19 protein-coding genes and 1 riboswitch are annotated in these 20079 nt (G+C 59.3%); of the genes, 7 read left to right on the top strand and 12 right to left on the bottom strand.

Going from position 1 to position 20079, the window contains the following annotated elements:
* Positions 1-8: 8 nt before the first annotated feature.
* The 5 genes from BLX89_RS02720 (at position 9) to BLX89_RS02700 (ending at position 4527) form a co-directional block, all read left to right on the top strand.
* On the top strand, positions 9-1250 hold the full coding sequence (locus BLX89_RS02720; protein WP_075289076.1) for a cysteine desulfurase: 1242 nt from the start codon (positions 9-11) through the stop codon (positions 1248-1250).
* 11 nt (positions 1251-1261) lie between these two features.
* The gene (locus BLX89_RS02715) at positions 1262-1642 is read left to right on the top strand and encodes an SUF system Fe-S cluster assembly protein (RefSeq protein ID WP_075289075.1); all 381 of its coding nucleotides are present in this window, start codon (positions 1262-1264) and stop codon (positions 1640-1642) included.
* An 82-nt stretch (positions 1643-1724) separates the two neighbouring features.
* Positions 1725-2117, top strand: a complete 393-nt coding sequence (sufA, locus tag BLX89_RS02710; protein WP_075289074.1) for a Fe-S cluster assembly scaffold SufA — start codon at positions 1725-1727, stop codon at positions 2115-2117.
* A 104-nt stretch (positions 2118-2221) separates the two neighbouring features.
* Positions 2222-4096, top strand: a complete 1875-nt coding sequence (locus tag BLX89_RS02705) for a PAS domain-containing sensor histidine kinase (RefSeq protein ID WP_075289073.1) — start codon at positions 2222-2224, stop codon at positions 4094-4096.
* A gap of 5 nt (positions 4097-4101) precedes the next feature.
* The gene (locus BLX89_RS02700; protein ID WP_083637303.1) at positions 4102-4527 is read left to right on the top strand and encodes a response regulator; all 426 of its coding nucleotides are present in this window, start codon (positions 4102-4104) and stop codon (positions 4525-4527) included.
* Between the two features lie 70 nt (positions 4528-4597).
* Here BLX89_RS02700 and gcvP read toward each other — a convergent pair whose 3' ends face one another.
* From gcvP to BLX89_RS02680, 4 genes are all read right to left on the bottom strand, one after another.
* Positions 4598-7468 carry an aminomethyl-transferring glycine dehydrogenase gene (gcvP, locus tag BLX89_RS02695; protein WP_075289072.1) on the bottom strand — a complete coding sequence of 957 codons (2871 nt, stop codon included), beginning with the start codon at positions 7466-7468 and terminating at the stop codon, positions 4598-4600.
* Positions 7468-7830: a glycine cleavage system protein GcvH gene (gcvH, locus tag BLX89_RS02690; protein ID WP_075289071.1), complete on the bottom strand. Its 363-nt coding sequence runs from the start codon at positions 7828-7830 to the stop codon at positions 7468-7470. The genes gcvP and gcvH overlap by 1 nt, the downstream gene beginning before the upstream one ends.
* A gap of 16 nt (positions 7831-7846) precedes the next feature.
* Entirely contained in the window at positions 7847-8986 is a 1140-nt protein-coding gene (gcvT, locus tag BLX89_RS02685; RefSeq protein WP_075289070.1) for a glycine cleavage system aminomethyltransferase GcvT, read from the bottom strand.
* Between the two features lie 142 nt (positions 8987-9128).
* Positions 9129-9216: riboswitch (glycine riboswitch) on the bottom strand.
* A gap of 207 nt (positions 9217-9423) precedes the next feature.
* Positions 9424-9735, bottom strand: a complete 312-nt coding sequence (locus BLX89_RS02680) for a hypothetical protein (protein ID WP_075289069.1) — start codon at positions 9733-9735, stop codon at positions 9424-9426.
* Positions 9736-9942: 207 nt separating this feature from the next.
* On the opposite strand from BLX89_RS02680, the gene BLX89_RS02675 reads away from it, so the two are divergent.
* Positions 9943-10335, top strand: a complete 393-nt coding sequence (locus BLX89_RS02675; RefSeq protein WP_075289068.1) for a GFA family protein — start codon at positions 9943-9945, stop codon at positions 10333-10335.
* A 68-nt stretch (positions 10336-10403) separates the two neighbouring features.
* Here BLX89_RS02675 and BLX89_RS02670 read toward each other — a convergent pair whose 3' ends face one another.
* Positions 10404-11414, bottom strand: coding sequence for an IS30 family transposase (locus tag BLX89_RS02670; RefSeq protein WP_075289067.1), 1011 nt, complete (start codon positions 11412-11414; stop codon positions 10404-10406).
* Positions 11415-11646: 232 nt separating this feature from the next.
* Between BLX89_RS02670 and BLX89_RS02665 the strand changes: the two genes are divergently transcribed.
* The gene (locus BLX89_RS02665; RefSeq protein ID WP_075289253.1) at positions 11647-12591 is read left to right on the top strand and encodes a phosphoribosylaminoimidazolesuccinocarboxamide synthase; all 945 of its coding nucleotides are present in this window, start codon (positions 11647-11649) and stop codon (positions 12589-12591) included.
* 18 nt (positions 12592-12609) lie between these two features.
* Here BLX89_RS02665 and BLX89_RS02660 read toward each other — a convergent pair whose 3' ends face one another.
* The 7 genes from BLX89_RS02660 to BLX89_RS02630 form a co-directional block, all read right to left on the bottom strand.
* Complete coding sequence (locus BLX89_RS02660) at positions 12610-13422, bottom strand: MBL fold metallo-hydrolase (protein WP_075289066.1); 813 nt, start codon at positions 13420-13422, stop codon at positions 12610-12612.
* Between the two features lie 3 nt (positions 13423-13425).
* Positions 13426-14208 (bottom strand): TatD family hydrolase, encoded by a 783-nt coding sequence (locus BLX89_RS02655; RefSeq protein WP_075289065.1) that lies wholly within the window; start codon positions 14206-14208, stop codon positions 13426-13428.
* Between the two features lies 1 nt (position 14209).
* The gene (gene metG / locus BLX89_RS02650) at positions 14210-15760 is read right to left on the bottom strand and encodes a methionine--tRNA ligase (RefSeq protein WP_075289064.1); all 1551 of its coding nucleotides are present in this window, start codon (positions 15758-15760) and stop codon (positions 14210-14212) included.
* Positions 15761-15863: 103 nt separating this feature from the next.
* The gene (locus tag BLX89_RS02645) at positions 15864-16880 is read right to left on the bottom strand and encodes a DNA polymerase III subunit delta' (protein WP_075289063.1); all 1017 of its coding nucleotides are present in this window, start codon (positions 16878-16880) and stop codon (positions 15864-15866) included.
* Entirely contained in the window at positions 16880-17578 is a 699-nt protein-coding gene (gene tmk, locus BLX89_RS02640) for a dTMP kinase (protein ID WP_075289062.1), read from the bottom strand. Before tmk ends, BLX89_RS02645 begins: the two co-directional genes overlap by 1 nt.
* A 161-nt stretch (positions 17579-17739) precedes the next feature.
* Entirely contained in the window at positions 17740-18891 is a 1152-nt protein-coding gene (locus BLX89_RS02635; RefSeq protein WP_075289061.1) for a D-alanyl-D-alanine carboxypeptidase family protein, read from the bottom strand.
* 120 nt (positions 18892-19011) lie between these two features.
* Positions 19012-20049 carry a septal ring lytic transglycosylase RlpA family protein gene (locus BLX89_RS02630; protein ID WP_075289252.1) on the bottom strand — a complete coding sequence of 346 codons (1038 nt, stop codon included), beginning with the start codon at positions 20047-20049 and terminating at the stop codon, positions 19012-19014.
* Positions 20050-20079 lie beyond the last annotated feature (30 nt).

The raw sequence follows: 20079 nt of genomic DNA, 5'->3' as shown, positions 1-20079 counted from the left end.
CATTCGACATGGAACACACGGTACCGGTGCCCGCCTACGACGTTGACGCGATCCGCAAGGATTTCCCAATCCTGTCGCGTCAGGTCTATGGCAAACCGCTCGTCTATCTCGACAATGGCGCCTCGGCCCAGAAGCCGCAGGTGGTCATCGATGCCGTGTCCCATGCCTATTCCAATGAATATGCCAACGTCCATCGCGGCCTGCATTTCCTGTCGAATGCCGCGACGGATGCCTATGAAGCCGCGCGCGAAAAGGTGCGCCGCTTCCTTAATGCGCCTTCTGTCGACAACATCATCTTCACGAAATCCTCGACGGAAGCGATCAACACGGTCGCTTACGGCTACGGCATGCCGAAGATCGGGGAGGGCGATGAGATCGTCATCTCGATCATGGAGCATCATTCCAACATCGTGCCCTGGCATTTCATCCGCGAACGGCAGGGCGCGAAGATCGTCTGGGCGCCGGTCGATGACGAGGGCGCGTTCCATATCGACGATTTCGTCAAATGCCTGACCGACAAGACCAAGCTCGTCGCGATCACGCATATGTCGAATGCGCTGGGTACTGTCGTTCCCGTCAAGGAAATCTGCCGTATCGCCCATGAGCGTGGCATTCCGGTGCTGGTCGATGGTAGCCAGGGCGCCGTCCATATGCCGGTGGATGTACAGGATATCGATTGCGACTGGTATGTGATGACAGGCCACAAGCTCTACGGCCCGTCCGGTATCGGCGTCCTCTACGGCAAGGCCGATCGTCTGAAGGAAATGCGGCCCTTCATGGGCGGTGGCGAAATGATCCTTGAGGTGACCGAGGATGTGGTCACCTACAACGATCCACCACACCGCTTCGAAGCCGGCACACCGCCGATCGTTCAGGCGATCGGCCTCGGCTACGCGCTGGACTACATGGAAAAGATTGGCCGCGCCGCGATTGCGGCTCACGAAGCTGATCTTGCTGCCTATGCCTATGAGCGGCTGTCCACAATCAACTCGTTGCGCGTCATCGGCAATGCGCCCGGCAAGGGCGGTATTTTCTCCTTTGAACTCGAAGGCATCCACGCCCATGATGTGTCGATGGTGATCGACCGGGCAGGGGTGGCGGTACGCGCCGGCACCCATTGCGCCATGCCGCTCTTGAAACGCTTCGGCGTGACCTCCACATGCCGTGCATCCTTTGGCCTCTACAATACCCGGGCCGAAGTGGACGTTCTGGTCGAAGCGCTCGACCAGGCCCGGAAATTCTTTGGGTAAGGAAGACTACGATGAGCCTTGATACGACCGAAGACAAGATCGACGTGCGCGAAGGCATCGTGCATTCCGCCATTCCCACCGATGAACTGGCGCGCCTCAGCGACGACATCATCTCGGCACTGAAGACTGTCTACGACCCGGAAATCCCGGCCGACATCTTCGAGCTCGGCCTGATCTACAAGATCGACATCGAAGATGACCGCATGGTGAAAATCGTCATGACGCTGACAGCACCCGGTTGCCCGGTTGCCGGCGAAATGCCGGGCTGGGTGGAAAATGCCGTCGGCGCCGTGGAAGGCGTGTCCGGGGTCGAGGTCACCATGACCTTCGATCCGCCATGGACGCCGGACCGTATGTCGGAAGAGGCGCAGGTCGCGGTCGGCTGGTACTGAGTTGATCCGTTAAGATCGGCGCATTACATTTGATTCTGGAAGCACCGGGCCTTGAACCCGGTTGTGCAAGGAGAGTGGTCCCATGGGCTTTGCAGTGATGAGCTTGACCGAAGCGGCAGCGGTCCGAGTGAACGAAATCGTCGAGAATGCCGGCGACGACGCCAAGGGTATCCGCGTTTCCGTCAAGAAAGGCGGTTGCGCCGGCATGGAATATGCCGTCGATCTTGTAACCGAACCGAACCCTAAGGACGATTTGATAGAGCTTGGTGGCGCGCGCGTCTGGATTGCGCCGGAGGCGGTGCTTTATCTTCTGGGCACCCGCATGGATTTCGAAGTGACCAAGCTTCGCTCCGGCTTTACGTTCATCAACCCGAACCAGACGTCCGCGTGCGGCTGTGGTGAATCCGTGGAACTGAAACCCGCCGATCTTGCGGCGCTTGCTGCGGCGGGCGGTGCGACGGTCCGCGCGGTCTGAATCCAGATTTTCCGGCCCGCAACAAAGGCGTCGGCTGGCTCCGTATTGCATTTTGGTATTGATGTGTATGATGCGCCTCTCCATCGTCGCGCTGGGTTCATACCATGCCGTTTGCCAAAGAAAATTTCGAGAACGCACTCTTCGAGACCTTCCCGGAGTGCGTCATCTTTGCCGACGATAAGGGAATGATTCTGTCCCTGAACGCAGCCGGAAAAGCGATTTTTGGCTACAAGGATGAAGAACTCGTCGGCCGGTATGTCGCCATGCTGCATGCAGACGAGGGCGAGTTCAACATCGCGAAAGACCAGGGCTTTCTTTCGCAGTCCCCAAAAACCTTCGATCAGCTGGTGTTTCGCTACCGTCGCAAAGATGCCAGCGAGTTCCTCGGGCAGCTCACCGGCAGCAGGGTCTTGGATGCGGAAGGGGCCTTGCAAGGATATATCGGCGTCGTTCGCGACGTCACCGAACAGGTGGCCCGCGACGAATATAGGCGCGCGCTCAAGCAGGCCACGGATGCGGCGCTGGATGCCGTCCCCGTCGGGTTTGCGATCTTCGACGAAAACCTGAAAGTCCTTCTGTTCAATCAGGCCTATCGCAACATGTGCGGCAAAGCTGCCTACAGTGTGGCTGTTGGCGCTACGCTGGACGATATCCTGCAGGCGAACATGGCGGTTGGGAACTATCTCGATGTTCCGCCCGGTAGCCCGGGGGCACAAGAATGGCTGAAACAACGGCGAGCCGACAATTCTGGGCCTTCCAGCCCGGTCATTTTCCGCCATGGCGACGATCGCTGGATCCGCTCGGAAAGCCTTTCGACCCCGCACGGTCACATCGTCAGTTTACGGATCGACGTAACGGATATCAAACAAGCGGAACTGGCGCTGGAAGCCAAGCGACGCGAGTATTTTTCGCTTTTGCAGGTGTTGCCGGAAATGGTCCTGCGCGTCGACGACAAGCTGAACATCCTGTTCGCCAACAATCACTACGCCGCCCGCTACAACATGACCGGCGAGGAGATCGCAGGAAAAAACGGCCGGGACCTGTGGCCGGCCGAGCAATTGAACATGGTGACGGAAGCGTTTGATCGCTTCACGCCGGATCAGCCGGTGCGCTCGAAGGAATACCGCTACACCGGTGCTGACGGGCGGGACAGCTGGGTTCTTTGGACGGGCGTTGCGACCTTCGTTTCGGGCAAACCCGTTGAACTGGTAACGGTGGGGCGGGACGTAACGGAACTTAAGGACCAGCAGGACAGGCTTTCCGAACAAGCTGCCGAACTGCAGCGCAAGAACGACGCGCTGAACCAGTTCACGGCCACCGTCTCCCATGACCTCAAGGCGCCGCTGCGGCATCTTTCCATGTTCTCGGATATGATTTCCGAAGATGTCGCTTCGGGGCATCTCGATGAATTGCCCGTCTATACGCAGCATTTGCGGCAGAGTGCCCGCCGTATGGATCAGTTGATCGACAGCCTTCTGGAATATGCCCAGATCGTCGATCAGATCGACAACTGGCAGCATGTAAGCCTGAGCGATGTTATCGCCGATACGGTGTCGAATCTCGACAGTTTCATCCATGAAGCGGGGGCCATCATGGAGCTTGGCCCCCTGCCCAGAGTGCGCGGCGACGGCGAACTCTTGAAACGCCTGTTGCAGAATCTGATTGGCAATGCCGTAAAATACCGCCGCGATGACGTGGTGCCGGTCATAAAAGTTTATGGTGATGCGGAAAACGGCGTGGCGCGGCTCTATGTCGAGGATAATGGAATAGGCGTCGATCCTCGCTATGCGAAGAAAATCTTTGATGTCTTTCAAAGGCTGCACCGGGATGAATCGCGATACCCGGGCACCGGGATCGGCCTTTCGCTGGCAAAGCGTATCGCCGAAAGCCACAATGGTTCCATCGAACTTGACACGACCTTCCAAGGCGGTGCACGTTTCATCGTGACGCTTCCAGAAGCACCAAAAGCGGAAGATTAGAAAACGTGGCCACCGCCGTAAAAAGACTGCTTGTCGTCGAAGACGATATGGTGGATGCGCGTTTTGTAATTCGAGCTTTTTCCGCCATCGGCGGCAATATCGAGATCATTCATGTTGTAGATGCCGACCACGCACCCATTTCGCTGCATGCCGGCCAGTTCGATTATGTGCTGATGGACATCAACATTCCCGGCACGGATGGCATGGAATTGCTCAAGCAGATCCGCAGCAATGAAAAGACCGCCGTTTTGCCGGTTATCATGCTGACCTCGTCGATGAACCCGCGCGACGTCTACCGTTCCTATGCCTACGGAGCGAACGCCTACACGATCAAGCCATCCTCCATCAGCGGCTACCGGGAGTTTGCCGAAGGCTTTTCGCGATTCTGGCTGGAGGTGGCCGTGCATCCGCACACGACGTTGCCGCATTAACAGGCTTGTGCCGTCTACGACAAGGGCGCCCCATGGCGCGCGAGCTTCGCGCGCCATGGGGCTTTCTGAATTACTCGGCCGCCTCGGCATATTCCTCCAGAGGAGGGCAGGTGCAGACGAGATTGCGGTCACCATAGACGTTGTCGACACGGTTGACCGACGACCAGTATTTGTCGACCCGGAAGGCGCCCGGCGGGAAGCAGGCCTGTTCGCGAGTGTAAGGGCGATCCCATTCACCAACGAGATCTTCGACCGTATGCGGTGCGTTCTTGAGCGGATTGTTCGTCCGGTCCATGCGGCCTTCCTCGATGTCGCGGGCTTCCTGGCGGATGGCGAGCATGGCATCGCAGAAGCGGTCGAGTTCCGCCTTGGTCTCCGATTCCGTCGGCTCGATCATCAGCGTGCCGGCAACCGGCCAGCTCATGGTCGGGGCGTGGAAGCCGCAGTCGATCAGGCGCTTGGCAACGTCATCGACGGTCACACCGGCGCTTTCGACCAGCGGACGGGTGTCGATGATGCACTCGTGCGCAACGCGACCCTTGGCCGACTTGTAAAGCACGTCATAGGCGCCCTTCAGGCGGGCGGCAATGTAGTTGGCGTTGAGGATCGCCACCTTGGTCGCCTGGGTGAGGCCTTCGCCCCCCATCATCAGGCAGTAGCTCCAGGAGATCGGCAGGATCGAGGCTGAGCCGAAGGGAGCCGCCGACACCGCACCCGTGCCGCCGAGGCCCGGAATTTCCGGGTGGCTCGGGAGATAGGGAGCAAGATGCGCCTTGACGCCGATTGGTCCCATGCCGGGACCGCCGCCGCCATGCGGAATGCAGAAGGTCTTATGCAGGTTGAGGTGGCTAACGTCGCCGCCGATATCGCCGGGGCGGGCAAGGCCGACCATGGCGTTCATGTTGGCGCCGTCCATATAGACCTGACCACCATGCTTGTGGGTGATCTCGCAGACTTCGCGGACGTTTTCTTCGAAGACGCCGTGGGTCGAGGGGTAGGTGATCATGCAGCAGGAGAGATTGGCCCCATACTGCTCGGCTTTGGCGCGGAAATCGTCCATATCGATGTCGCCATTGTCCGAGACCTTGACGACCACGACCTTCATGCCGGCCATCTGGGCGGAGGCCGGGTTGGTGCCGTGGGCGGAGGTCGGGATCAGGCAGACGTCACGATGGTCGTCGCCCTGTGCGAGGTGATAGGCGCGGATCGTGAGCAGACCGGCATATTCCCCTTGAGCCCCCGAGTTCGGCTGCATCGAGATCGCATCGTAACCGGTGATCACGCAGAGCTTCTGCGAGAAGTCATCGATCATGGTGCGATAGCCTTCTGCCTGATCTGCCGGCACGAAGGGGTGGATTTCCGAAAATTCCGGCCAGGTGATCGGCAGCATTTCAGCCGTTGCGTTCAGCTTCATCGTGCAGGAGCCGAGAGGGATCATAGACCGGTCGAGCGCGAGGTCGCGGTCGGCGAGGCGGCGGATATAGCGGGTCATTTCGCTTTCCGCGCGGTTCATGTGAAAGATCGGATGGGTCAGGTATTCACTGGTGCGCAGCAGGGCTTCCGGCAGGCGATAATCAGGATCGAATTCCTCGACCTTGAAGTCGCCACCGAAGGCACGCCAGACGGCTTCCAGCGTCACCGGGCGCGAACGCTCGTCAAGGCTAATGCCGATCTTGGTGTCGCCGATCTTGCGCAGGTTCACTTCCTCGGCGACCGCGGTCTTCAGGATGATGCCCTGCAGCTTGCCGACATCGACGGTAATCGTGTCGAAGAACACCTCCGGCTCTACGGTATAGCCGAGCTTTTCAAGGCCCATGGCGAGGCGCACGGTCTTCTGGTGCACGCTCTGGGCAATCGCCTTGATGCCTTTCGGACCATGGAAAACGGCATACATCGAGGCCATGACGGCGAGCAGCACCTGCGCGGTGCAGATGTTCGACGTCGCCTTTTCGCGGCGGATGTGCTGTTCGCGGGTCTGAAGCGACAGGCGATAGGCGCGGTTGCCGCGAGCATCGACGGAAACACCGACAAGACGGCCCGGCATGGAGCGCTTGTAGGCATCCTTGACGGCCATGTAGGCGGCATGCGGACCACCGTAGCCGACCGGAACGCCGAAGCGCTGGGTACAACCGATGGCGATATCGGCGCCCATTTCGCCCGGCGACTTCAGAAGCGCCAGCGACAGCGGGTCGGCCGCGATCACGGCGATGGCGCCAGTCTGGTGCAGACGGGCGATCAGGTTCGAGAAATCGCGAACGTGACCAAAAGTGCCCGGATACTGGAAGATCCCGCCAAAAACATCGGCGGCGACCAGATCCGTGTCGGGATCGCCGACGAGGACCGACCAGCCGAGCGGCTCGGCGCGGGTTTTCAGCAGCGCGATGGTCTGCGGGTGGCAGTTTTCATCGACAAAGAAGGTCTTTTTCTTCGACTTCGAGACGCGCTCGGCCATGGCCATGGCTTCGGCGGCGGCGGTCGCCTCATCGAGCAGCGAGGCGTTGGCGACATCGAGGCCGGTCAGGTCGCATACCATGGTCTGGTAGTTCAAGAGCGCTTCGAGGCGACCCTGGCTGATTTCCGGCTGGTAGGGCGTATAGGCCGTGTACCAGGCCGGGTTTTCCAGAATATTGCGCTGGATGACCGGCGGCGTGATCGTACCGTAGTAGCCCTGGCCGATCAGCGAAACGAGCTTCTTGTTGTGGTTGGCGGTCTCGCGCATCTTGTCAAGCGCTTCGCGCTCGGTCATCGGCGCGCCCCATTCGAGCGGGCTCTTCTGGCGGATCGACGGCGGAACGGTGTCGTCGATCAGCGCATCGAGGCTCGGATAGCCGATGACCTTGAGCATCTCGGCCATCTCGTCGGGCGAGGGGCCGATGTGACGCCGGTTGGCGAAGTCATAAGGCTTATAGTCGGTAAAGGTGAAATCGGTGGGCATGCTCATCAGGCGATAAGCTCCTTGTAGGCGGCTTCATCGAGCAGCGCATTCACGGCCGAAGGATCGGAGAGTTTCAGCTTGAAGAACCAGCCGGACCCTTGAGGGTCGCTGTTGACCAGCGACGGGTCGTCGACGATGGCCTGGTTGCTTTCGACGATCTCGCCATCAAGCGGACAATAGACGTCGGAGGCTGCCTTGACGGATTCGACGGTCGAAGCGGTGTCGCCCTTGGCAAAGGCGGAACCTGCCTCGGGAAGCTCTACGAAAACCAGGTCGCCCAGCTGTTCCACCGCGTAGGCGGTGATGCCGACGGTCGCAACGTCACCCTCGATCTTCAGCCATTCATGTTCATCGGTAAATTTCAGCATCGGGTTCAGCTCCTGATCAGCGCTTGTAGCTTGGGGTGACAAAGGGAAGGGCAGAGACGGTCACGGGCAGGTATTTGCCGCGAACTTCCGCAAAAAGAATGGTGCCGGGGGAGGCGAGGTCGGTCGGGACATAGCCCATGGCGACCGGCGATTCCGCGCTGGGGCCGAAGCCGCCCGACGTAACGTTACCCACCTGCTTCTGGCCTTCGGCATCGGCAAAAAGTAAAGCACCACGGCGAACGGGTGCTTTGCCCTCAGGTTTCAGGCCAACGCGACGTCGGCTTGCGCCGCTCGATAGCTGGCGAAGGATGACATCCGCGCCGGGATAACCGCCTTCGCGGCTGCCACCGATGCGACGGGCTTTCTGCAAGGCCCATTCGAGACCGGCTTCCACCGGTGTCGTGCCGGTGTCGATATCATTGCCGTAAAGACACAGGCCCGCTTCGAGGCGCAGAGAATCGCGGGCGCCAAGGCCGATCGGCAGGACATCGGGATGCTGGAGAATACGGCGGGCAACATCTTCAGCGGAGACCGCCGGAATGGAGATTTCAAATCCGTCTTCGCCGGTGTAGCCGGAACGGGAGATGATGCAGGGCACGTCATGCAGTTCGGCCTCGGCCACATCCATGAAGCGCATCGTGGCGATATCCGCCCAGAGTTCCGCCAGAACGGTGACGGCATGGGGGCCCTGCAGTGCGATTAGGGCTCGATCCTCGAGCATTTCCAGATCGCAGCTATCGCCGAGATGCGCCTGCAAATGCGCGAAATCGGCATCCTTGCAGGCGGCATTGACCACCAGGAACAGATGATCGCCACGGTTCGCCACCATCAGATCATCGAGAATGCCGCCGTCGGCATTGGTAAAGAGCGCGTAACGCTGGCGACCTTCGCCAAGGCCGAGAATATCGACGGGAACGAGCTTTTCGAGCGCGAGCGCCGCGTCCTCGATCCGACCGGACTTCGCCGTCAGCCGGATCTGGCCCATGTGCGATACGTCAAACAGGCCGGCGGCGGCGCGGGTGTGCAGATGTTCCTTCAAAACACCGGCCGGATATTGCACGGGCATGTCATAGCCGGCAAAGGGTACCATGCGGGCACCAAGCTGCAGATGCAGGGCGTACAGCGGTGTCTGTTTCAGGGGGGAATGATCGTCCAAATCCGGCCTCCAGGTCTGGCGCAATGCGCCGGCTCCAACTCATCGGCACACTTATGGCGCCGTTCATAGAGCCCCCTCTGTCCCGTTGCCTGAGATTGTTATCCCTTCGGCGAGCGCAAGCGCTTCTCTCCAGAGTCCTATCGGCACCTTGCTGGTCCTTTGGCCTGAGAGTTTCCGGGGCGGTTGCTCCTTCGGCACCGGCATAGACCGGATTCTCCCAACAAGATCGTTTTCAGATAACGGCGATGGCCGATGCTTGGCAAGCGTAAAATGTCGCGCTCGAACAGATTTCTGTCGCTTCACATTCAATGCGCCGGCGGTGCAGGAATAGCGTACTATGACAAGTGGCTGGCAGAGATGAATATTCCGAGTGAAGCGGGTGAGGGGTCGGAACCGGCAGTCCAAACAAGACACGCATACGGTGCACTCAACGCAGTTCAGTCGTCTCGCTGTTCTTCGGGGTCAACCGACGGATCGTCTTCAAGGAACTCGCGGTAGGACCGCACGGCATCATTGTAGTTGCGCTGCGGCAGGCGTTCGCGACCGCTGAGCAGCATCAGGGAGGCGGATGTCGGGCTGCGCAGCGCGGCGAGTGCCGTATGCACGGTCTCGAGTTCCTGCCGATGTTCCGTCGCCAGGATATCCATGGCCTGTTCGGCTGCGCCATCGGCACGCACGCGCGCAGACGGCTTAACGGCTTCCGCCGCGTAAGCCGCTGTCACCGCGGACATGGTGACGACCTGCGTCATGGTTCGATACCCGAGGGGCCTCCATAAGATACGAAGGACCATGGTCGCACGACGCCATTTGCAGCCTGGTCAATTTTGATGCGTGCATTTTAGTCAAAGTTTAAACAGCGATTTCGACCGATTGCCGTGGTGCCGCTTCAGGAATGGACGGTTGACCTCGTTCGCAATAAAACGTGACCGAGGTCAACTGGGAGAAGGACGACAAACATGGACAGTTTCACTGGCGGTTGCCTTTGTGGGGACGTCCGGTTTGTTGCGTCGGGACAGCCATATCGTGTGGGAATCTGTCATTGTCTCGATTGCCGGAAACATCACGGCGCGCTTTTTCACGCATCTGCGATCTTCCCGGAGAATGCGGTGGAAATTGAAGGTGAGACGCACGATTACAACGGTCGACATTTCTGTCCACGTTGCGGCTCATCCGTTTTTTCTCGCACTGCGGACGAACTTGAGGTGAACCTGGGATGCCTCGATCTCACCGACCAGTTTAAGCCGACCTACGAACTATGGACCATAAGACGCGAAAGCTGGCTTCCGCCATTTCCGCTGGCAAAGCGATACGAGCAGGACCGCAGCGACAATGGACGAACCGAGGAGTAGGAGCCATGTAAATAGAATCTGCCCTGCTGTGGATTCATGCTGAACCGCGACTTGCGGGACGCTTGAAGCTAACCGGTATGCCGCATCTGGGCGAGCAGTTTCTTTCGAAAGACCTCTGCCGGCGTTCGATAGCCAAGGCATTTGCGCGGCGTTGCGTTTAGCCGGTTGCAGATCTCAATGAGATCGGCATCAGTGATGGATAAAGGGTCGACCTCTCTCGAAAGCCATTTCCGCACTCTGCCGTTGGTGTTTTCGACGGTTCCTTTTTGCCACGGCGACTGCGGGTCACAGAACCAGGTCTGGGTGCCGATGCTGGCTTGCAGATAAGGCCAGTCGGTGAACTCCGTGCCGCGATCGAAGGTGATGGAGCGACGCGCAAGATGGGGCAGGGCTTGCAGGGCCTGGACAAGGCCATCCATGACGGGTCTGGATTGCCGGTCATTGTTGCGAAGGAAGATGGCAAAGCGGCTCACGCGTTCGACGAGCGACGTCACATTGGCTTTTCCGAACTTCTTGCGGAACTGAATGAGATCGCATTCCCAGTGCCCGAACTGCTTTCGTTCAGCGACAGTATCGGGGCGGCGTAGAATGTTGAGTTCCGGGTTAAACCGTTGGCCATGCTTGCGTCTTGCATGTCGAGGTCGCCGCCGAGCCCGATGCTCCGGGAGGTGCCGCCATAGCTTGATCGCTTGGCCGTCGGGCGAATACGCGAACTTATAGATCGTTTCGTGACTGACCGATATCGGATGCCGCTCCAAACGCATCCTTCCTGCGATCTGCTGCGGCGACCAACCGTGCTTGATCCGATCAATCACCGACTGACGGACGCGCGAGAACCGCGCCAGCTTCCTCAGCTTGGCGCGTCGTTCGCGGGCCATGTCATGCGCCGTTACGCAGTAATAGCCGTTGAGATCCGGGATGACCTCGTCGATGAACATGTTGCGCTTGATCTCCCGGAAAATCGTCGAGCGATGACGCCCAAGCTTCTCGGCGATGATGCCAACAGTCAGGCCCGCCATACGCCAGCGGGCGATCTTGCGCCGTTCATCCATGTCGATATGCGAAAAGGTACGTTTCATTGCAGCTTCCTTGCGAGTGACAACCCATTGGTATCATTCGCAAGTCGCACTTCATCCTTGAACCCACCTGCTGATGAATCTATATCACATAAGATAGATTATGGAACTAATTCCTCTTGCTGAATTCCACTCAGTTGCCAATGACTTCGTTCCTCGCTTGACCTGCAATGCCGCTGCGGCTTAAGCGATGCTATACCAACCGTCAGCGAAAGACGAAAAGCCGATGAGCGATCTGCGCATTCTTTCCGATGCCTTCATCCCCGAACTTCCGGGACGCTATAACGGCAAGGTCCGTGAAAACTACGATCTGTCCGACGGCAGCCGCATCATCATCGCGACGGATCGGTTGAGCGCCTTCGATGTTATCCTGACGGCCATTCCGTTCAAGGGTCAGGTTCTGACCCAGACGGCACGCTACTGGTTTGAGCAGACCGCCGACATCTGCCCGAACCATGTCATCAGCTATCCTGACCCCAACGTCGTGATCGGAACGCGGCTCGATATCCTGCCGGTCGAGATCGTTGTGCGCGGTTACCTTGCCGGCACAACCAGCACGTCGATCCTGACCAAATACCGCAATGGGGAGCGCGCCATGTATGGCATTACGCTGCCGGACGGCATGAGGGACAACGAAAAGCTGCCGCAAGCCATCATCACGCCGACCAGCAAAGCCTTCGACGGCGGCCATGACGAACCGCTCTCGGCCGAGGACATTCTGGCCCAGAAGCTGTTGACGCCAGAGCAATGGGAAACGGTGTCGCGCTATGCGCTCGCCTTGTTCGAACGCGGCCAGCAGCGGGCCGCCGAACGTGGCTTGATCCTCGTCGACACCAAATACGAATTCGGCACGGACAAGGATGGCCGTATCGTTCTCGCTGACGAAATCCATACGCCGGACAGCAGTCGTTACTGGATTGCCGACAGCTACGAACAGAGCTTTGCCACCGGTGAAAGGCCGAAAAGCTTCGACAAGGATTTTGTGCGCGCCTGGGTTACCGAACGCTGCGATCCGTACAAGGATCCGATCCCGGAAATTCCACGCGAACTGGTAGAGCAGACATCGAAGGTTTACATCGAAGCCTTCGAGACGATCACAGGACAGGGCTTCGTTCCGGATCTTGCCGGCAATACGGTTCTGGAGCGTATTCGCGACAATCTGAAACCGTATTTCAGCTGATTGGAGCGGCCACGCCGCTTACAGCAACACGTCCAGACGCATGCCGTCATAGGCGGGCTCGATATGCTCAGGCGTTTCGCGCATCACGGTGTCGTAGTCCAGCGGCACATGCATGTGCGTCAGCACAGCGCGCTTCGGTGCAATGCGCTCTATCCAGCCTAGCGATTGCTCCATCGAGAGATGGCTGGGATGGAAGCGATACTGCAGCGTGTCGATCACCAGGACGTCGAGACCAGCCAGTCTTTCGACCGTTTCAGACGGGAAATCGCTGACATCACAACAATAGGCAAAATCGCCGATGCGGAAGCCAAGTGATGTAATGCTGCCGTGATGCTGCCTGAGCGGCATGAACTGGATCGGGCCACCGGCGCCATCGATCGTGATTGGCGACAGTTCCTCGTCAAAAAGATTGGCTTCGACGATCGGCGGATAGCCGCTTCCTTCCGGCGTTTCCAGGCAATAGCGAAAGCCTTCGCGGATCCGGTCCATCGTATAGCCATCGGCCCAGATCGGCATGCGCCGCGAAGAATTGATGACGTAGCCGCGCAGATCGTCGATGCCGTGGATGTGGTCGGCATGCGGATGGGTGTAGATCGCGGCATCAAGATGGTCGACACGCGCTGCGATCATCTGCTGGCGGAAATCCGGGCCGGTGTCGATGACGACAACGGTTTTGCCGCCATCTTCCGCGATCTGTTCGACAAGCAAGGCCGCGCGTGTGCGCCTATTCTTGGGATTTTCCGGGTCGCAGGCACCCCAGTCTCCGGTGATGCGCGGCACGCCGGGCGACGAACCGCAGCCGAGAATGGTGAAAGTTCGCCGCACCGCCATCAATTACGCAACCCGCGGCATTTTGGAGAACACACGGAAAGCGTTTTCGGTGGTGATGTCAGTAATTTCAGCTTCGCTGACACCGATGGTTTCGGCAAGAACCTGGGCCGTATGAGCCACATAGGCCGGTTCGTTGCGCTTGCCGCGGAATGGCTTTGGCGCCAGATAAGGCGCATCCGTCTCAACGATCATGCGATCATGCGGAACGGTCTTGGCGATTTCACGCAGCTCTTCCGATTTCGGGAAGGTCAGGATGCCGGAAAACGAGATATAACCGCCAAGTTCGACACCGACCCGCGCTAGGTCCGGACCCGAAGAGAAGCAGTGCAAAAGAAAAGGAAAGGCCCCCTTCCCTGTTTCTTCCGTCAGGATCGCAGCCATGTCCTCGTCGGCCGAACGGCTGTGGATGACCAGCGGCAGCCCGGTTTCCCGTGCAGCTGCGATATGCCGGCGAAGGCCGATGGCCTGCGCATCGCGTGGTGCATTGTCGTAGAAATAATCGAGACCGGCCTCACCGATCGCAACGACCTTCGGGTGGGCGGAAAGCCGCACCAGATCGGCGGTTTCGACATCCAATTCCTCATCCGCGTTGTGTGGATGGGTTCCAACCGAGCAGAAGACATTGTCATATCCTTCGGCGATGCCAAGGATCGTGTCGAACTTCTTCACACGCGTCGAGATCGTGATCATCTGTTTGACGCCAGCCGCCATGGCACGTTCCACCACGGCATCGCGCTCCGGTTCGAAATCCGGAAAATCCAGATGGCAGTGGGTGTCGATCAGCATCTTACGCTTCCGGTGCCACGTAACGCGGGAAGACCGGCTTCGGAGCTTCGAGCGGCGTGCCCGCAACCAGTCGGCCCGTTTCGCCGAGGAAAGCGAAACTGCGCTGATCTGCCGGTACCGCGACGAGATCGAGCAGTTTCGCTGCCGAGTCCGGCACGAAGGGCTGTAACAGGATCGCAACCTGACGCACGACATCGGCGGTCACATAGAGCACTGTGCCCATGCGGGCCGGATCGGTCTTTTTCAGCGCCCAGGGCTCCTGGCCGGCGAAATAGCGATCCGCCTCCGAGACGACGGCAATTATCGCGGTGACGGCGCGGTGAATGGCAAGCGCGTTCATGTCGGCGCGGGTCGAAGCGAGCAGCGCATCGGCGGAGGCAAGCATCGCCTTGTCCTCGTCCGTCAGCTCGCCGCAAACCGGAATCTGGCCGTCACAATTCTTGACGATCATCGACAGCGAACGACTGGCAAGGTTTCCGATGCCGTTGGCGAGGTCGGAGTTGATACGGGTCGCGATCCCCTCCTCGCTGTAGCTGCCGTCCTGACCGAAGGAGACTTCGCGCAGGAAGAAATAGCGGATCGGATCAAGCCCGAAATGCTCGACCAGATTGGCGGGATCGACGACGTTGCCAAGCGACTTCGACATCTTCTCGCCCTTGTTGAGCAGGAAGCCATGCGCATAGACCCGTTTGGGCAGCGGCAGGCCCGCCGACATCAGGAACGCCGGCCAATAGACGGCGTGGAAGCGGATGATGTCCTTGCCGATCATGTGCGTGTTTGCCGGCCAGTATTTTGCACGCGGACCTTCGGGATCGGTCAGATAACCCGTCGCGGTGATGTAGTTGGTCAGCGCATCGACCCAGACATACATGACATGGCCGGGATCGTTCGGGACGGGGATACCCCAGTCGAACGTCGTGCGCGACATGGAAAGATCCCGGAGGCCGGATTTCACGAAGGAAATCACCTCGTTGCGGCGCTCTGCCGGGCCAATGAAATCCGGGTTTTCCTCATAGTGCTTCAGGAGCCTGTCCTGATAAGCGGAGAGTTTGAAGAAATAGCTTTCCTCTTCCACCCACTCAACCGGCGTGCCTTGCGGGCCGTAGCGAACGCCATCGGCGCGCAGCTCCGTTTCGCCTTCCTGATAATAAGCTTCGTCGCGCACCGAGTACCAGCCGGAGTAACTGTCCTTGTAGAGATCGCCGGCGTCCGCCATGCGGTTCCAGATCACCTTGACGGCCTCGTGGTGACGCGGCTCCGTGGTGCGGATGAAGTCGTCATTGGACGAATTCAGGAGCTTGCCCATGGCCTGGAATTCGGCTGAGTTGCGATCGGCCAGCTCCTGCGGCGAGATACCTTCCTTGCGAGCGGTCTGCTGCATCTTCTGGCCGTGTTCGTCCGTGCCCGTCAGGAAAAAAACGTCGCGGCCGTCCAGGCGCTGGTAACGCGCCATTGCATCTGTCGCGATCAGTTCGTAGGCGTGGCCGATATGCGGCTTGCCGTTCGGGTAGGAAATCGCGGTGGTGATGTAAAACGGGGACGTGTCTGTCATGTCGGCTTCAGCCTTGGGTTCTCGCTAAATTTTGTTGACTGCTCTTATCGTAAGCAGCCCGCCAGGGAAACAGCAAGTTTGTTGCATTGCAGAGCAAATGCCATCAGGCGCCGGCAGCCTTGAGCTCGTCGAGGACGGAGAGGATCGTCTGCTTGCGATCAAGGTTGTAGGCCTCGGCGGTCGTCAGCTTATCGGAAAGGGTGGACGACAGCCGCGCCAGTCGCTCCGCACGAAGGATATCGCCCGAAATGGCGGCCTGACGCGCTGCGCCGACCACATGATTGCCGGCGATCTCGACGAAGAAGTCATAGATCGTTTCGCTGTCCTTGCCGGAAAGCACATCAGCAAGCTTGTGCATATCGCTGCGCCGTCCTTCGCCAATCACTATGGTCTCGAAGGCTGCCTTGATATCGAGCCCGCCATAGTTGATGAGCTTCAATGCTTCGGACACACTGCCGTCCGCCGCAGAGATTACAGCCGGATCAGCGTCAAGCCCGAGGCTCTGTAAGGCTTGTTGCAACGCATCATCTGGAAGCGGCTTGAGCTTCAGCGGCAGGCAGCGGGAGCGGATGGTCGGCAACAGCTTTCCGGGCGCATGGGTCAGCACGAGGAAGAGCGAGCGCTTCGGAGGCTCTTCAAGGATCTTGAGGATCGCATTGGCGGCATTGCGGTTGAGGTCGTCGGCGGGATCGATGATGACGATACGCCAGTTGCCGGTGCCCGAGGTCTGTGAAAAGAACTTCCCGGCCCTGCGCACTTCATCGACCGTTATGGCGCCTTTCATGCGTCCAGTTTTTTCATCGACCGGTCGGCTCAGGTGCAGCAGGTTGTGCGACGCGCCGGACGCAATCTGCCGGCTGACAATGCTGGTGGGATCAGGATCGGCGAGCTCTGCCGGCGCCAGCGAAGGCTCCGGGTTCGAAAGAATGTGATTGGCGAAGCGGAAGGCCAGCGTTGCCTTGCCGATGCCTTCCGGGCCCTCGATCAGAATGGCGTGATGGCCTTTGCCGGAGCGATAGCTCTGCGCCAGAAAATGCTCGGCCTCCGCGTGGCCGAACAGTCTGCTGTTTTCCGAAGGTGCAATGGCGCCATCGAGAATGCCAGGACGTTCCGTGCTCATCACTGGCTCTCCGACATCGCCGAGGTCGCGGAACGCGCACCAAGCCGATCCGAAACAAGCCGCAGCACCTCCGCCGCGATGTCCGCCTCGGTGGAATCGGCATGCACGACACAGCAACGCTCCGGCTCCTGGGCGGCGATATCCAGAAAGGCCTGGCGCCGCTTTTCCTGCGTGTCGAGTTCTTCCTTCTCATAGCGATCGAAGTCGGTGACGCCAGCGGGTTTATCCGTGGCACCGACGCTGCGCCGCCGAACCCGTTCCAGGCCTACTGCCGGAGAAAGATCGAAAATGATGGTGCAGTCGGGATAGACGCCATTGACGGCAACCCGCTGCAGAGCCTCAATAAACGGCGGTTCGAGATTGCCTGTAACGCCTTGATAGACCCGCGACGAATCCATAAACCGGTCGCACAGGACCACCGCTCCGCGCTGAAGAGCGGGGCGAATAACGGCTTCGACGTGATCGCTGCGCGCGGCAGCGAACAACACCGCTTCCATGCGCGTGCCATGTTCTTCGGCAGCCCCGGACAACAGAACGTGCCGCACAGCTTCTGCGCCGGGCGAACCGCCGGGCTCGCGTGTGGTCAGAACGTCAAAACCGCGCTCGCGCAGCGCCGCGGCAAGCAGCCTGATCTGTGTCGACTTGCCGGCCCCCTCGCCGCCTTCAAATGTCACGAACAAACCGCTTCCGACCGACACTCTGCTTTTCCAAATCCGAAAAATTGCCCCATGCGCAAACACATGGCTTTCCAACCAAACGGGTTGGTCTGTGCGATCTGTTTAGACGATTGTCTCCGGCTGTTAAACCACAGACGGACGAGAAACTCCGACTGCACCGCACTTTGATCGGGCGCATGGTCTCAAAGCCAGAAGAAAAGCATCTCCTGCAGGGCATCCAGCGCCCTGCTCGACAGCGAGCCAATTTCAACACCGGTCGCCGTCTTCACCGGGATCTCGCGCAACAGCCGATCACCGCTCCAGATTTTCAATGTTCCTGCCGCCTGCCCGGGCTCGATCGGCATTGCCAGCGGCCAGCGGTAGACAACGCGCGCGATGAGCCTATCCGGATTGTTGACGGGGACAAGCACATCCACCGACTCCGCCGTGACCAACGCCACATGGCCGCTGGCACCACCATAGACGGATGCTTCCCCGACAGGTTCGCCGGCCTCGAACAGCCGCCGCTTTTCGAAGGCAGACATCGCCCATTCGAGAATTTTCCTGGTTTCCTCAAGTCGCTCCTTGTCCGTTTCCAGGCCACCGATCGCCAGGAAGACGCGTTTGCCTGATCGCTGCATGGAGGCAACCATCGAATAGCCGTAGCCCTCGGCAAAGCCCGTCACGAAACCATCGACCCCGATGTTGCCGGAAATCAACGGATTGCGATTGCGCTGCCTGATCTTGTTCCACTCGAAATCGGCCTGCGAATAAAGCGGATAAAATTCAGGATAGGTGGTCTGGATGTGACGGGCGAGGGTCACGAGATCGCGCATCGTCACCTTGTTGTCAGGATCGGGAAGGCCGGTGGCATTGTGGAAGCTGGAGGACGTCAGCCCGAGTTCCCCTGCCCGCTTCGTCATGCGCTCTGCAAAGGCCGCCTCGCTCCCCGCAATGCCTTCGGCGAGGATGATGCAGGCATCATTGGCGAACTGAACCGTCACACCGCGAATGAGATCTCCAACGGGAACGCTGGACTTGATGGCGGCAAACATGGTCGATGTGCCGGAGGGCGCACCGCCGGTACGCCAGGCGAACTCCGAAACCGGAAATGCCGTATCGACGCTGATCTCACCCTTTTGCAGGGCGCCGAATACGATCTCCATCGTCATGAGCTTCACCAGCGATGCGGGCGGAACCTGTTGATTTTCGCTCTTCGCGAAGAGAACCGTGCCGGTTTCAGCATCGATCAGGTAGGCCTGCTTGGCCTTCGTCTCGAAGACGGGAGCGGCCGCCTTTGCCGTGCCGTAACCGCCGAAGACCACAAAAAGAAGAAGAACCGCCCGTATCAGCATGAAAACCCCGACTTTGAGCGGATGATGACCGCCACGCGGCTGAATTCAATCATGAAATACGCAGCCTGTCTTGTGCATTGCAGTCACAGAGGCTTCCCGGACGAAGCCCCTGCGAATTGCTCAGAGGCCGAATTTCTGACGCTTGGCATGCTCGACAATCGAAGCCGGCGTCAGAGGGTTCTCGTCAACCAGGACAGCATCGAAAGCCGTTTCCGAATCGCTCACGCGCGCTTCAACGTAGGCGGCCGCGTAGGCAATATTGCCATCCGGCATCGGGATATAGTCGGGGCGGTCGCGCGGGACCGGCCCAATTTCAGGCAGCATCGCAAAGGACGAATCGAGGGCAGCACTTGCCGGAGACGGCGTTGGCTGTTCCTCGAACGCTGTGATCGGCACACCGGAATCAAGATTGGATTTCGGCGGGACCGTCAACGTGCCGAGGCTGTTGACCTGTTTCCCAAGTGGTTCGTTTGAAGCCACCATCACGCCTGTCGCGATCTGCCCCTCGGGGAAGATACCCCGCCCGCGCTCGCCCTTCTCGACATAAGATGCCATCAGATAGGGCATGTCATTGCCTTCAAGCGGCGCCTTGCCGATGTATTGCACACGAACCTGCGCACTGCCCTTCTGCTTCATATCCAGAAGATCGGCCGTCTTCGAGGAGACATCGATAATACGGCCATATTCGTAGGGACCGCGATCGTTGACGCGCACGACTACGGAAGAGCCGTTTTCGAGATTGGTCACACGAGCGTAACTGGGGAGCGGAAACGTCGGATGGGCGGCCGAGAGGTGGTATTTGTCATAGACCTCGCCATTGGCCGTCAGGCGCCCGTGAAATGCGGACCCGTACCAAGAGGACATACCCACCTTGCTGTAGCCCGGCTCTTCCTTGGGCTGGTACCACCTGCCCTTTACCTGATAGGCTTTTCCGACCTGATAACGACCGCCGCCCTTGGGGATGTTCTTGCCGTTCGCGACACGGGGGCTCGCCTTCACGCCGTAAACGGATTCAGCAAAATATTCCTTGCTGCGCGTCTTGTTTTTCTTGACGCTTCCGGTGCTGCCGCAAGCCGTCAACGCTGCACAAATCATCGGAATCGCGGCGATACGCAGGCCTACCGCCAAGTAGGCTGCCGCACTCTTGCTGGTTTTCATCTGTCCCACATCGTCACTCGTAATGGCCGT

Origin of the sequence: Pararhizobium arenae, from assembly GCF_001931685.1 — a bacterium.
GTDB lineage: Bacteria > Pseudomonadota > Alphaproteobacteria > Rhizobiales > Rhizobiaceae > Pararhizobium > Pararhizobium arenae.
Note: the sequence above shows the minus strand (reverse complement) of the source record. Positions and strands in the feature narration are given on the sequence as shown.